Annotated in this window: 14 protein-coding genes; 12 read left to right on the top strand and 2 right to left on the bottom strand. The window is 51.0% G+C overall.

The window, feature by feature from the left end:
• Positions 1–63 precede the first annotated feature (63 nt).
• The 12 genes from pcnB to ACLJQD_RS15065 all read left to right on the top strand — a co-directional run bounded on the left by pcnB (position 64) and on the right by ACLJQD_RS15065 (position 11,573).
• Positions 64–1,461 carry a polynucleotide adenylyltransferase PcnB gene (gene pcnB, locus ACLJQD_RS15120; protein WP_204902749.1) on the top strand — a complete coding sequence of 466 codons (1,398 nt, stop codon included), beginning with the start codon at positions 64–66 and terminating at the stop codon, positions 1,459–1,461.
• Complete coding sequence (gene folK, locus ACLJQD_RS15115) at positions 1,458–1,937, top strand: 2-amino-4-hydroxy-6-hydroxymethyldihydropteridine diphosphokinase (protein WP_000150777.1); 480 nt, start codon at positions 1,458–1,460, stop codon at positions 1,935–1,937. The genes pcnB and folK overlap by 4 nt, the downstream gene beginning before the upstream one ends.
• 120 nt (positions 1,938–2,057) lie before the next feature.
• Positions 2,058–2,849, top strand: coding sequence for a 3-methyl-2-oxobutanoate hydroxymethyltransferase (gene panB / locus ACLJQD_RS15110; RefSeq protein ID WP_017441533.1), 792 nt, complete (start codon positions 2,058–2,060; stop codon positions 2,847–2,849).
• Between the two features lie 125 nt (positions 2,850–2,974).
• The gene (panC, locus tag ACLJQD_RS15105) at positions 2,975–3,829 is read left to right on the top strand and encodes a pantoate--beta-alanine ligase (protein ID WP_017441534.1); all 855 of its coding nucleotides are present in this window, start codon (positions 2,975–2,977) and stop codon (positions 3,827–3,829) included.
• A 94-nt stretch (positions 3,830–3,923) separates the two neighbouring features.
• The gene (gene panD, locus ACLJQD_RS15100) at positions 3,924–4,304 is read left to right on the top strand and encodes an aspartate 1-decarboxylase (protein WP_000621526.1); all 381 of its coding nucleotides are present in this window, start codon (positions 3,924–3,926) and stop codon (positions 4,302–4,304) included.
• Between the two features lie 277 nt (positions 4,305–4,581).
• Positions 4,582–5,187 (top strand): fimbrial protein, encoded by a 606-nt coding sequence (locus ACLJQD_RS15095; protein ID WP_000466114.1) that lies wholly within the window; start codon positions 4,582–4,584, stop codon positions 5,185–5,187.
• An 86-nt stretch (positions 5,188–5,273) separates the two neighbouring features.
• Positions 5,274–6,026 carry a fimbrial chaperone gene (locus tag ACLJQD_RS15090; RefSeq protein WP_017441535.1) on the top strand — a complete coding sequence of 251 codons (753 nt, stop codon included), beginning with the start codon at positions 5,274–5,276 and terminating at the stop codon, positions 6,024–6,026.
• A 67-nt stretch (positions 6,027–6,093) separates the two neighbouring features.
• Positions 6,094–8,691 (top strand): outer membrane usher protein, encoded by a 2,598-nt coding sequence (locus tag ACLJQD_RS15085; RefSeq protein ID WP_017441536.1) that lies wholly within the window; start codon positions 6,094–6,096, stop codon positions 8,689–8,691.
• Positions 8,692–8,713: 22 nt separating this feature from the next.
• Positions 8,714–9,298, top strand: coding sequence for a fimbrial protein (locus tag ACLJQD_RS15080; RefSeq protein ID WP_017441537.1), 585 nt, complete (start codon positions 8,714–8,716; stop codon positions 9,296–9,298).
• A 26-nt stretch (positions 9,299–9,324) separates the two neighbouring features.
• Entirely contained in the window at positions 9,325–9,882 is a 558-nt protein-coding gene (locus ACLJQD_RS15075) for a fimbrial protein (protein ID WP_000673424.1), read from the top strand.
• 18 nt (positions 9,883–9,900) lie between these two features.
• Positions 9,901–10,500 (top strand): fimbrial-like protein, encoded by a 600-nt coding sequence (locus tag ACLJQD_RS15070; protein ID WP_001186616.1) that lies wholly within the window; start codon positions 9,901–9,903, stop codon positions 10,498–10,500.
• Between the two features lie 11 nt (positions 10,501–10,511).
• Complete coding sequence (locus ACLJQD_RS15065) at positions 10,512–11,573, top strand: fimbrial protein StkG (RefSeq protein WP_017441538.1); 1,062 nt, start codon at positions 10,512–10,514, stop codon at positions 11,571–11,573.
• A 1-nt stretch (position 11,574) separates the two neighbouring features.
• Here ACLJQD_RS15065 and ACLJQD_RS15060 read toward each other — a convergent pair whose 3' ends face one another.
• The gene (locus ACLJQD_RS15060) at positions 11,575–12,804 is read right to left on the bottom strand and encodes a polysaccharide deacetylase family protein (protein WP_017441539.1); all 1,230 of its coding nucleotides are present in this window, start codon (positions 12,802–12,804) and stop codon (positions 11,575–11,577) included.
• A 61-nt stretch (positions 12,805–12,865) separates the two neighbouring features.
• Positions 12,866–13,306, bottom strand: coding sequence for a PTS sugar transporter subunit IIA (locus tag ACLJQD_RS15055; RefSeq protein ID WP_000901958.1), 441 nt, complete (start codon positions 13,304–13,306; stop codon positions 12,866–12,868).
• Between the last annotated feature and the right edge of the window lie 35 nt (positions 13,307–13,341).

Raw genomic sequence — 13,341 nt, 5'->3', positions numbered from 1 at the left:
CCGTAATGCGAAAGACATAGAGTAAGTTGATCTTATTAATGTATGACACTACCGAGGTGCGCTATTTTTACCCGAGTCGCTAATTTTTGCCGTAAGGTGTTAAGCCGCGAGGAGAGCGAGGCAGAACAAGCCGTCGCCCGTCCACATATGACGATTATCCCGCGTGAACAGCACGCTATCTCCCGCAAAGATATCAGTGAAAATGCCCTCAAGGTACTGTACAGGCTGAACAAAGCGGGCTATGAAGCCTACCTGGTCGGCGGCGGCGTCCGCGATCTCCTGCTCGGCAAAAAGCCGAAGGATTTCGACGTGACCACCAACGCAACACCGGATCAGGTACGGAAATTATTCCGCAATTGCCGTCTGGTGGGGCGTCGTTTCCGCCTGGCTCACGTGATGTTTGGCCCGGAAATTATCGAAGTGGCAACGTTTCGTGGTCATCATGAAGGCAGTGAAAGCGACCGTACGACCTCCCAGCGTGGGCAAAACGGTATGCTGCTGCGCGATAATATCTTCGGCTCTATCGAAGAAGATGCCCAGCGCCGCGATTTCACCATCAACAGCCTTTACTACAGCGTAGCGGATTTTACCGTGCGCGATTACGTCGGCGGGATGCAGGATCTGCAAGAAGGCGTGATTCGCCTGATCGGCAATCCGGAAACGCGCTACCGCGAAGATCCGGTTCGAATGCTGCGCGCCGTGCGTTTCGCTGCGAAGCTCAATATGCGTATCAGCCCTGAAACGGCTGAGCCAATCCCGCGTCTGGCAACCTTGCTAAACGACATTCCTCCCGCGCGCCTGTTCGAAGAGTCGCTGAAGCTGTTGCAGGCGGGGAACGGTTTTGAAACCTATCAACAACTGCGGGAATACCACCTCTTCCAGCCGTTGTTTCCTACCATTACGCGTTATTTCACCGAAAACGGCGACAGCGCAATGGAACGCATCATTGCGCAGGTGTTGAAGAATACGGATAACCGCATCCGTAACGAAATGCGCGTTAATCCGGCATTTTTGTTTGCCGCCATGTTCTGGTATCCGCTGCTGGAGATGGCGCAAAAAATCGCTCAGGAGAGCGGTCTGGCCTATTACGACGCTTTCGCGCTGGCCATGAATGACGTGCTGGATGAAGCCTGCCGTTCACTGGCGATCCCGAAACGCCTTACCACGCTTACCCGTGATATTTGGCAGCTTCAGTTACGGATGTCGCGACGCCAGGGCAAACGCGCCTGGAAACTGATGGAGCATCCCAAATTCCGCGCCGCGTTTGATTTACTGGAGCTGCGCGCTCAGGTGGAAAATAATACTGAACTGCAACGTCTGGCGCAGTGGTGGGCCGAGTTTCAGGCTTCCGCGCCGCCGGAACAAAAAGGGATGCTCAACGAGCTGGACGACGATCCTGCTCCACGCCGCCGCCGTTCACGTCCGCGCAAACGCGCGCCGCGCCGCGAGGGCTCCGTATGACGATCGCGTATATCGCGCTTGGCAGTAATCTGGCCTCTCCGCTGGAGCAGGTCAATGCCGCCCTGAAGGCTATCGCCGACATTCCCGATAGCCGTATCGTCACGGTTTCTTCGTTTTACCGCACGCCGCCGCTTGGCCCACAGGATCAGCCCGATTACCTGAACGCCGCGGTGGCGCTGGATACCGCCCTCGCCCCCGAAGAATTGCTTAACCATACCCAGCGCATTGAGCTGCAACAGGGTCGGGTGCGCAAAGCCGAACGCTGGGGGCCGCGCACGCTGGATCTCGACATTATGCTGTTTGGCGATGAAGTCATTAACACCGACCGTCTGACCGTGCCACACTACGACATGAAAAACCGCGGTTTTATGCTGTGGCCGTTATTCGAAATCGCTCCTGATCTGATCTTTCCGGATGGTATCAGCCTGCATCAGCATCTCACCCATCTTGGTGCTGCAAAACCCGCCCACTGGTAAAACATCGCCTCCCCTTTAGCGTTTACTGCTTTAGCGCCAAACGATTGCTTAAATCAATTGCCCCCCTGAATATGACTGTTAGAATGCCGGGAAATATAACTTTTACCATCAGGAAACGTTATGAAACCCACCACCATTTCACTGCTGCAGAAATGTAAGCAAGAGAAAAAACGCTTCGCGACAATTACCGCCTACGACTACAGCTTCGCTAAGTTATTTGCCGACGAAGGTATCAATGTGATGCTGGTTGGCGACTCGCTGGGCATGACGATTCAGGGGCATGACTCCACTCTGCCTGTCACCGTGAAAGATATCGCTTACCACACTCGTGCCGTGCGACGTGGCGCGCCCAACTGCCTGTTGCTCTCCGACCTGCCGTTTATGGCTTACGCCACCCCGGAACAGGCATGTGAAAACGCGGCTATCGTGATGCGTGCGGGGGCCAATATGGTCAAAATTGAAGGCGGCGCCTGGCTGGTTGATACGGTGAAAATGCTCACCGAACGCGCCGTGCCGGTTTGTGGTCATCTGGGGCTAACGCCACAGTCGGTGAATATCTTCGGCGGCTATAAAATTCAGGGCCGCGGCGATGCCGGACAAGTGCTGCTGGATGACGCTTTGGCTTTAGAAGCCGCTGGCGCTCAACTGCTGGTGCTGGAGTGCGTGCCGGTTGAGCTGGCGAAGCGCGTCACGGAAGCGCTGTCGATTCCGGTGATCGGCATCGGCGCGGGCAACGTCACCGACGGTCAGATCCTGGTGATGCACGATGCGTTTGGCATCACCGGCGGCCATATTCCCAAATTCGCGAAAAATTTCCTTGCCGAGGCGGGCGACATGCGCGCCGCCGTACGGCAGTATATGGCTGAAGTGGAGTCCGGCGTTTATCCGGGCGAAGAACACAGCTTTCACTAATTTTTCTGACCGTGCCGGATGGCGACGCGACGCGTCTTATCCGGCCTACCGATCCTCAACGGATGTAGGCCTGATAAGCGCAGCGCCATCGGGCAGGATCATCAAGCAACTCAAGGAGTTTTGTTGTGCTAATCATTGAAACCCTGCCGCTGCTGCGCCAGCATATTCGTCGTCTGCGTCAGGAAGGTCAACGCGTCGCACTGGTTCCCACCATGGGCAACCTGCACGACGGCCATATGAAGCTGGTCGATGAGGCAAAAGCCCGGGCTGATGTGGTGATCGTCAGCATTTTCGTCAACCCGATGCAGTTTGACCGGCCGGACGATCTGGCGCGTTATCCGCGCACGCTGCAGGAAGATTGTGAAAAGCTGAACAAACGCAAAGTCGATTATGTCTTTGCGCCAGCCGTTGAGGAAATCTACCCGCAGGGGCTGGAAGGCCAGACGTACGTTGATGTTCCCGGCCTCTCCACCATGCTGGAAGGCGCCAGCCGTCCGGGCCACTTCCGCGGCGTCTCGACTATCGTCAGCAAGCTGTTCAACCTGATCCAGCCGGATATCGCCTGCTTTGGCGAGAAGGATTTCCAGCAACTGGCGCTGATCCGCAAAATGGTGGCGGATATGAGTTATGACATTGAGATCGTCGGCGTGCCGATTATTCGCGCCAAAGACGGTCTGGCGCTCAGCTCACGTAACGGTTATCTGACCGCAGAGCAGCGCAAAATTGCGCCGGGTCTACACAACGTGATGAATAGCATCGCTGAAAAACTGATTGCGGGTAATCGTGAGCTGCAAGAGATTATTGCCATTGCCGAACAGGAACTGAATGAAAAAGGTTTCCGTGCCGACGACATTCAAATCCGTGATGCCGACACGCTGCAGGAGCTGACGGAAACCAGCAAACGCGCAGTGATTCTGGCCGCCGCCTGGCTGGGTCAGGCGCGTCTGATCGATAATCAAAGCGTTACATTAGCCCAGTAGACAGGGGTTAAAAATCGGGCAATACTGCCTGAGAATTTCCAAAGCAGGCCACAAGCGCCTGCTTAGCCAAGGTAAACGACAGGGTAAAGAAGTTATGATTCGCACCATGCTGCAAGGCAAGCTCCACCGCGTAAAAGTCACGCAGGCGGACCTGCACTACGAAGGTTCCTGTGCCATTGACCAGGATTTCCTTGATGCCTCCGGTATTCTGGAAAACGAAGCGATTGATATCTGGAACGTGACCAATGGGAAACGTTTCTCAACCTATGCGATTGCGGCTGAACGCGGCTCCAGAATCATCTCGGTGAACGGTGCGGCGGCGCACTGCGCTGAAGTTGGCGACATTGTGATTATCGCCAGCTTCGTCACCATGTCTGATGAAGAAGCGCGTACATGGCGTCCGAAAGTGGCCTATTTTGAAGGCGACAACGAAATGAAGCGCACCGCGAAAGCTATTCCGGTACAGGTTGCCTGATTTTCAATAATAGGACAACCCTTCCAGAAAAACATATTTTGGGACGGGTTGTCTTTTTTTTAAATCACCAATAAATAATATTATTTATTATTTATCTTATTGCTTAAATAATAAAGCATTAGTTTTACTTAAAATAACATAAAGTATTTCTAATGGATAACTTTATTCCTTTTCATCGCAACTCTCTATAAAATCCGCCCCGAAATATAATATTTCAACAAATAAGATATATAAATATATTTTATTTATATTTATCACTAAAATATGGATATTCTAAATGTTTTTCAGAAAATATGGCGTAGCCGCTTTTATTGCAATGACTTTGGGTGCCGGGTCTGCAATGGCAGCAGATCCAGATACGGGTACTATTACTTTCCACGGTCTGGTTTCTAACAATACCTGTAAAATCTCTCTTGATAATAAAATAGATCAAGACGGTAATGATTTTGACATTACTCTGGATACCGTTTTTGTTAAAAACTTCGCTACCGCACTGGGTGCTAACAGTACTCTTGGCGAAAAACAGTTCACCCTGAATCTGAGCGAATGTGATAATGCAACGGTAAAAGATGCCTCCGCTCAGTTTAATTCCTGGGGCGGTTCCAGTTCAACGTCAGGTGGTCTGTTAGTACCACCGGCTAATCTGCAAGGAGCAGCAGAAAACGTTAACCTGGTGCTGGCTAACAACGGTAACGGCGCTACCGATCTGATCAAAATTGACCAGACTAACAACACGCAGAAAGCCACTATTTCCGCTGATGGCACCGGTGACCTGTTCTACCGCGTAGCCTACACCCAGGGCCAGAAGTGGAATGCAGACACCAGCCCGGTAACGGCAGGAACCGTACAGGCACAAGTTGCCTTCACCGTTATTTATAACTAATCCTTTGTATTTAAAAAGATTAGCCAATCCCTCAGCGGCTGTGCTGGGGGATTTTAATTTTAAAGTATACCTACAGGGAGGGTAAAATGGTCAATACGGTTATTACAAAGGGATTTAAAACCACCTGCTTCGCTGCCGCGGCCTTCACGGCATTTGCCACATTCCAGGTAAACGCGGATATCGTCATTTCCGGAACACGTATTGTGTACCCAGCGTCATCAAAAGACGTGATTGTGAACCTGGATAACCGGGGCAATAAACCTCTACTGGTGCAAACCTGGCTGGATGACGGGCGTGACGGTGTTGATCCGCAGGAGCTAAAACTGCCGTTTGTCATTACGCCTCCGGTATCTCGTATCGATCCACAAAAAGGGCAATCCTTGCGTATTACGTATATGGGTAGCGCATTACCTCAGGATCGGGAATCGCTGTTTTGGTTTAACGTGCTGGAAATTCCGCCAAAATCAAAAGCGAAAGAAGGCGAGAGTTTAAATCAACTTCAACTCGCCTTTCGCACGCGGATCAAATTATTTTTCCGCCCGGATGGCCTGAAAGGCACGCCTGGCGATGCGGCGGCAAACCTGAAATGGTCGCAGAAAAAAGAAGGCAATACGCTTTCACTATTTGCCCAAAATGACAGCGCGTACAACGTTTCTATTTCCAACGTAAAATTTAAAGTGGGCGGTAAAGAATATACCGTCGACAGCAAATCCGTTTTACCCTTTAGCGGGGTCAGCATGCCCGTAAAAGGCCTTTCGAATAATATTAACGGTACCGTTATCTATAACACCATTAATGATAATGGTGGCACAAATAAACGAGAAGCCAAAATAGACTAATCAATTATAACAATTACGTACCAATGTAGTGGGCCATTCTGGCCCACGTTAATTATTCGGAAAAACAATGCTATTTCAACGCTCATTATTATGTCTTACTATTGGCGCTGCACTCCCTTTTTCCGTTTCTGCTGCAAATTCAGCAGCAGAAAAAACCGTTGCTGAGTCGGACGAAGCCGTAGAATTTAACGAACAATTTTTACTTAATAGCAGCGCTAATATCGATATTAGTCGCTATGCATATGGCAACCCGGTGCTTGCCGGAACCTATCGTGTGAAAGTGAATCTTAACAATGCGTTGAAATCTACCTCTGAAATTACCTTTAATGAAAACGGTACGCCACGCGCCAGTGCATGTCTGACGCCGCTTTTACTCACCCAGGCAGGCGTTGATCCCGCTGCAATGCGCGATGACGTCGAGGTCGACGACAACACCACATGTCTGGATATAAAAAAATACTACCCCGGTGCGACGGCGAATTACGATTCCGGCAAACAGGCCATGGATCTCAACTTCCCGCAGATTTATATCCTGAAGCGTCCTGCCGGGTATGTTGACCCCTCACTGTGGGAAGATGGTGTTCCGGCGGCCATCGTCTCTTACGATATGAACGCCTGGCACAGTGAAGGCAATGGCACAACGTCCGATACCGCTTACGTGGGGCTACGTTACGGTTTAAATATGGGACCGTGGCGTTTGCGTTCCCGAGGTAGCCTTAACTGGAACAAAGATACCGGTAGCGAATACAACAATCAGGACGTTTATTTACAGCGAGATATCACCGCGCTGAAAGCGCAAATGGTGATAGGCGACTCCTACACTCGCGGCGATGCGTTTGACTCCTTCAGCCTGAGCGGGATACGAATGTATAACGATGACCGCATGTTACCGATGGGCTCCAGCAACTACGCGCCTGTTATCCGCGGCGTCGCCAACAGCAATGCCAAAGTCACGGTGATGCAAAGCGGCAATAAAATCTACGAAACCACCGTACCGCCGGGGGCGTTCGAGATTAACGACCTTAGCACCACAGGTTATGGTAACGATCTGCTGGTCACCGTAGAAGAAGCGGACGGCAGCAAACGCAGCTTTACCGTTCCCTTTTCGTCAGTCACCCAAATGTTACGCCCCGGCGCGACACGCTGGGATATCGGCGTCGGCGAGCTGAACGATGATTCTTTGCATGATAAACCGCAGGTGGGTTACGCGCAGTTTTACTATGGCCTGAACAACACCTTTACCGGCTATATCGGCGCGCAATATACCGATATGAATTTCTATGCTGGGTTATTAGGTCTGGCAATGAACACCGGTATTGGCGCATTCGCCTTTGATGTAACGCAATCTCACGCCAGTATTGATGATTTAGGCACGCTCAGCGGGCAAAGCTACCGGCTGACCTACAGCAAAATGATCGAGGCGACCAATACCTCATTTAACGTCGCCGCTTATCGTTTTTCTACTGAAGACTACCTCAGCCTGAATGACGCCGCGTCTTTGCAAGACAGCGTTAAACATCAGCAATATGCGCAGCAAAGTTATCGCTCAGGTGATGAGTTATATGACGATTACCAGCGTACCAAAAATCAGGTGCAAATCAGCATCAACCAGCCCTTAAACCAGGGAGAAACAACCTGGGGTTCTGTGTATGTCAGCGGAACATGGCAGGACTACTGGAATGATGCGGGCTCCACGGCCAACTATAGCGTGGGTTACAACAACAGTTTTGCCTACGGCAGCTATAGCGTGTCATTACAACGCGCCTATGACCAGAACGGCAGTAAAGACGACAGCGTCTATTTAAGTTTCAGTATTCCGTTGAGTATGTTCTCCCACAACGGGGAACGATCTGGCGGTTTCTCCAATATTAACATGGGCCTGCGTTCTGACATGAAGGGCGGTACTAACGTCAACTCCACCGCCAGCGGTAATACCAAAGATAGCGACATCAGCTACTCCGTGAGCGCCACCTCCAGCAGCGGTAATTACGGCAACCTGAATCAGGTAAGTGGCTTTGGCTCCCTTAACAGCAGCTATGGCCCATTAGGGATTTCCGCCTCGTTTGGCGACGACAATAGCCAGCAATATTCCGCCAGTTACAGCGGTGGCATGGTGCTGCATTCTGGCGGCGTGGCGTTCGCGCCGGGCAGCATTGGCGAAACCGACGCCGTCGCGCTGGTGAAAGCCAGCGGCGCACAAGGCGCAGGACTGGGCTACAGCAGCAGCGAAATCGGCAGTTCGGGCTATGGCATTTTACCGTATATGTCAGCCTACCGCGAAAACCGGGTGTCGCTGGATATCAGCACACTGGAGAACGATGTTGAAATCAAAAGCACCAGCACGGTTACCGTACCGCGCAGCGGCGCCGTCGTGCTGGTGAATTTTGAAACCGATGAAGGTCGCTCACTGATTCTGGAATTACTGCGTAGCGATAAAGGCTTTATTCCTTTAGGCGCAGATGTCCTTAACGAGAAAAATGAAACTGTCGGTACCGTAGGCCAGGCCGGACAGGCGTACGTGCGCGGCGTAGAACAGCAAGGCGAACTTCGCGTGGTGTGGGGCAGTGGTAAAGAAAGCACCTGTACAGTGCGTTACCAATTAGCTGAAACCACGGCAAAAGCGGGACTCACCCCCGTACTGAGCAATCAACTTTGTCACATGTAATGACCTGTTTAGGGAAAAACTAATGAGAGTTTATATGAAAAGAAACCGCCTCAGTCTTCCCATCGCGGCACTTGCCGTAATGGCAGCTTCTGGAAGCGCGCTTGCCGCTAACTCCACTAACCTGGATGTTAACTTCACGGCCACAATTTTAGAGACGACGTGTAACATGAAACTGGTCGGTGGTACAGGCTCCGACACGGTACAGGAATTAATCATTGGTAATAGTAGTGGTGAAGTTCGTATTGATGATGTAAGAGCGGGAACAGCAACGGCAGATTTTAAATTAGTGATTGTTGAATGCCCGGCATCGCTTCAATCATTAAAGACATCAATCAACGGAACGCCATCCGGGTATTCAACAAAAATATTAACGAATGGAACAAAAGGCTCAGCCGACTATATGGGGGTGTCAGTATCGCGCGCATCCAAACCAGATGAACCTTTTGTTATTAACTCCACCGCCGATTCAGAACGTCTGGTCTGGAGTGAGGTAGAAATTAACAGTAAAGAGGTTCCGCTGATCGCCATCATGAAAGAGACCAAGGCAAATTCGGCTACCACCGGGGCTTTCTCAGCCGTTGCGACTTTCGTATTTAGCTACGAGTAATTAACGCAGATCTACGGAGCATCACTATGAAATTTACATCAGCTTTAATCACATTATCCGTTTCTGCCGTCTTATTCTCTGGAGTGGTCAGAGCCGCTATTACCGGTACCGACAGTGTACAAATGACCTTTAAGACCACAGTGACAACCGGTACCTGTAAAGCTATCGTCGTTAATGGTGACGGAAAAAATGTCAGCACCATTGGCTATGGTGAGACATATAAATCGGATCTTAACAAGAAAGCGATGCCGCTGAGCATTGTCTTGAGCAATTGTTCCGGCGTAACCATCGCAGAAGTAGAAGCAAAAGCGGGCACCGGCGGCACCTGCTCCGGTGATAATTTAGACGGCGATTCTTACGCGGCGGGCCTGAATACCGCCTTCGAAATTTGGGGCGGCGATGCAGACACGGGGGTGAAACTGTCTTGTAAAACGCCACCAGCCGCACAGAAGGTGACCATTACCAACGGTGCGGGTACCTACCCAATGACGTCACGCATTGTGGTGGCAAACGGTAAAAGCCTGAGCGACGTCACCGCCGGCGATGTCACGGCTCCGGTCACCTTTGTTGTGACATACCCTTAATTTTCAGGTGCTTTGTTCATGCAACAATTACTGTTTCTTTTACGCCAGCCCGGTCTTGTGTTGCTTATGGGTCTGACGGGCGGGTTTTGGTCTGGCATCAGCCAGGCGGGTTCCAATTTGGATATCAATCTGACCGCCAGTATTGTTAACAGCACCTGCAAACTCAGTCTGGAAAACGGGGGGGAAGTCTACCTTCCCAACGTCACGCGGGCATGGTTTTACAATAACGACGGCAGCAGTAAATATGCGCCTACCGACGAAGCGGGCGGCACGCCTTTTAACGTGCGTCTCGAAAACTGTGCAGATAACAGTAGCATCAAGCAGTTGATGTTCAGTTTTACGCCGCAATCCGGTTTTTGGAGCAACCAAAACCAGGTTTTCAAAAATGATGCCACAACAGGCGCGGCGCAAAACGTTGGTATCGTCATTTTCTCGGCAGACTATAAAACTAACGTCTTAAACAGCGATGGCAGTTCTAACGTGGTTTACGACGTCAGCGGAAAAAGCAGTTCGCTGTATTTAACGGATTATCAGTTTTACGCGCGCTATCAGAATACGGGCGCAGTTGTCAGCGGCGTTGTCACCAGCAACGTGTTGGTTGACGTCAGCTACGAATAAAAGGATTTATGATGAAGCTATTCCCTTATCTGGCCGCACTGCTATTGTTGAGCACATCCGGCGTAGCCTATGGTGCCCTGGAATGTAAATTTTACAATGGCGATACACGACAGATAATGTCGCCAGGCGTTCAGCCAATCATTACCTTTCACCCCTCGGTGCAAACCGCCACGCTGCTGGCTAGCGGTATTACGATGGAATTAACGCCGGAAATGCACAGCCACTGTGCAGTGGGGGATGATGGAGAGAACATTTACCAGATGACGGACAACACCTTACTTGAAGGGTATGTCGACGGTAAGGCGTTGTTTCGCACCAATATACCCGGCATTACGTATGCCATTGGGTTATACCCCGCAGGGAAAGGCATTACCGGATGGTTTCCCGTCAATTCCGGTCAATATTATATGACCGCTTATGCTGACGACAACGAAGGCTATTTCGACCATGAAAAAAAATGGTACGCCGTGATGGAAATCTACCAGATGCCCGGCTTTAATGGCGTACCTTCAGGAGTCGGTTTTATTAGCTCAATCGGCGGCCCATTGGGGCGCATTGTTCTCGGAGACCCCGTAGGTTCTGAATCTGACCATCCTCGCCCGCTAATCACCATTTCTGATATGATGTTTAACATTCCATTCTCCGAACCGACCTGTATTCTTACCGCGCCCACCACCGTGAATTTAGGTGATTGGTACCGAAGCGACCTGGAGAAAGATCAGACCACCGAGGTGCCTTTTCAGATTACCGGAACCTGTACCGGGACGATTGAAGTCTCGTTCGTGGCGAAATCCTCATATACCAATGCGGATAAGAACCTGTTCACCAACTCGATTACCAGCAACTCAAGCGTTACCGCGGCTGGCGGCGTCGGCGTAAAAATAAGCTCACCGGCCTATCCGCAAATTCATGCCGACAGTACGCCAGAAGTCATTGCCGTGGGCGAGATAATCGGGAGGCCGGTGACCTCAGTAAACGCCAACTTTAAGGCAAAGCTGGTCAAAACAGGGACGGAGGCCGTGACACCCGGTATTTTCGGATCGTCTGTCACCTTCCAGGTAACCTACGAGTAAACTACCCTTGCGGCTGGTTGCTGATCAGCCGCGACATGGTTTCCAGCGAATCCGTGCGCAGAATATACAGCCTTTTGAGCAACATCGGATTATCCCCCGGCTTCACCTTCCCTCTCACCGTGGTGACCGCCAGATGGAAACCGGCGTCTTTTGCTGCTTTGATCGCGGTCGCGTTATAACCGCCAAAGGGATAAGAAAGATAAAATACGTGCGGAGTAAACTGTGCGAGCGCCCGCCGCGAGCGTTCAAAATCAAACAGAATATTATGGTAGCTGCGGCTATATAAAATCGGGCGACGATGCCCGTCTACCCGGTGTAAAAAGTGGGTATGCGACTGAAAATCAAAAACGTCGCTTATCTTGCGCAATTCGGACACGCTCATAAATTGCAGCGACCTGGGATTCCATGTTTGCGGATGGCGCTTAATACGCGATGAGATAATAAATGCCGTCGCTTTCATACCGTACTGCTTTAATACCGGATACGCATAGCGACTCACCGATTTAAGGCCATCGTCAAAGGTGATAACCACCGCGCGCGCCGGGAAATTGGCGCGGTTATGGATGTAATCCTCCAGTTGGTACATCGTCAACGTGGCATAGCCGCGATCGCGAAGCCAGGTCATTTGGTTGCTGAATGCCCGAACCGAAGTCGTGGTGGACGTATGGCGAAAACGGGTATTCTCTTCATCACGTAAGATGTGATGATAGGTCAAAATCGGAATGCCGTTGTCTTCCTGCGCATCCATGGCGCTGACATAAGCCAGCCTGTCGCCAATACGGATCTGATACCAGGTTTGGTGTAGCCGGCCTTGCAGCTTGCTAATAATGGGGTAACGCAAATTATCCACCAATACGCCAAACGGGGCGCTACTGATGTCCGGCGCGTTATACACCGGCGTGTCCTTCCAGGTCACCAGATTCTGATTGCTGAGCGGCTTGTTAAGATCGCCCGGGCCATCTTCCACTTTTTGTTTTCCCTGCACGGATTCCAGATGGCCTTTATCGATAAAGCCCACACCGAAGCCGAATTTAAAGGCATAATAATCAGCCGCAACAGGCGTTACGGAAAGAATTTGTCCGGCGCGGATATTCCCTACGGTCACCATTTTGTCGCCAATCTGCGACCAGATGGCGGCATCTTTCGTCGTTTGCATATAACGAGCGGGCAAGGCAGCCAACACATTACCGGCGAAAAAGAACAGCAAGATAAGAACAACGCGCATAACCATATATCATAACCGAGGCGAAAAAACGCCGTCATTGTAGCAAAAGCGTCGTCAATGGTATTGATCAAAACTCATACGAATCATGCAGCAATACAAAAGGCGGATTTTTCTGCTGCTGATGCCAGAGACTGGTGACATCCGGCGCGCCAAGCGCGACAATCTGGTCGCGAAATGCTGAACTGCTCATTGACTCTCGCCATGGAATCATTTCCTCCATCAATGAATAGCTGACACCGGAAATAACTTCACATTGAGAATGTTTATGGCTCATCAGCGACGCGACACGATAAGGCGCCGCGCCGGAAATGTCGGTTAAAAATATCACGCCTTCACCGGAGTCGGTGGCATGGAGGGCGTCACACATCATGCGGCTGAGCATATTTACGCTTAACCCACGCCAGAAATTGACCGCCCGACACTGCGCCAACGGCCCATACTTCTTTTCAAGACCTTCGAGCATTTCCTGCGCCCGATCGTCATGACAGGAAATGACCCATCCCAGCATAACTTCTCCTCCATTGAGCTCCAATCCTGCATGAT

The organism is Salmonella sp. SAL04214 (genome assembly GCF_046550615.1).
Taxonomy (GTDB): domain Bacteria; phylum Pseudomonadota; class Gammaproteobacteria; order Enterobacterales; family Enterobacteriaceae; genus Salmonella; species Salmonella enterica.
The sequence above is the reverse complement of the archived record's forward strand: the minus strand, read 5'-3'. Positions and strand labels throughout refer to the sequence as shown.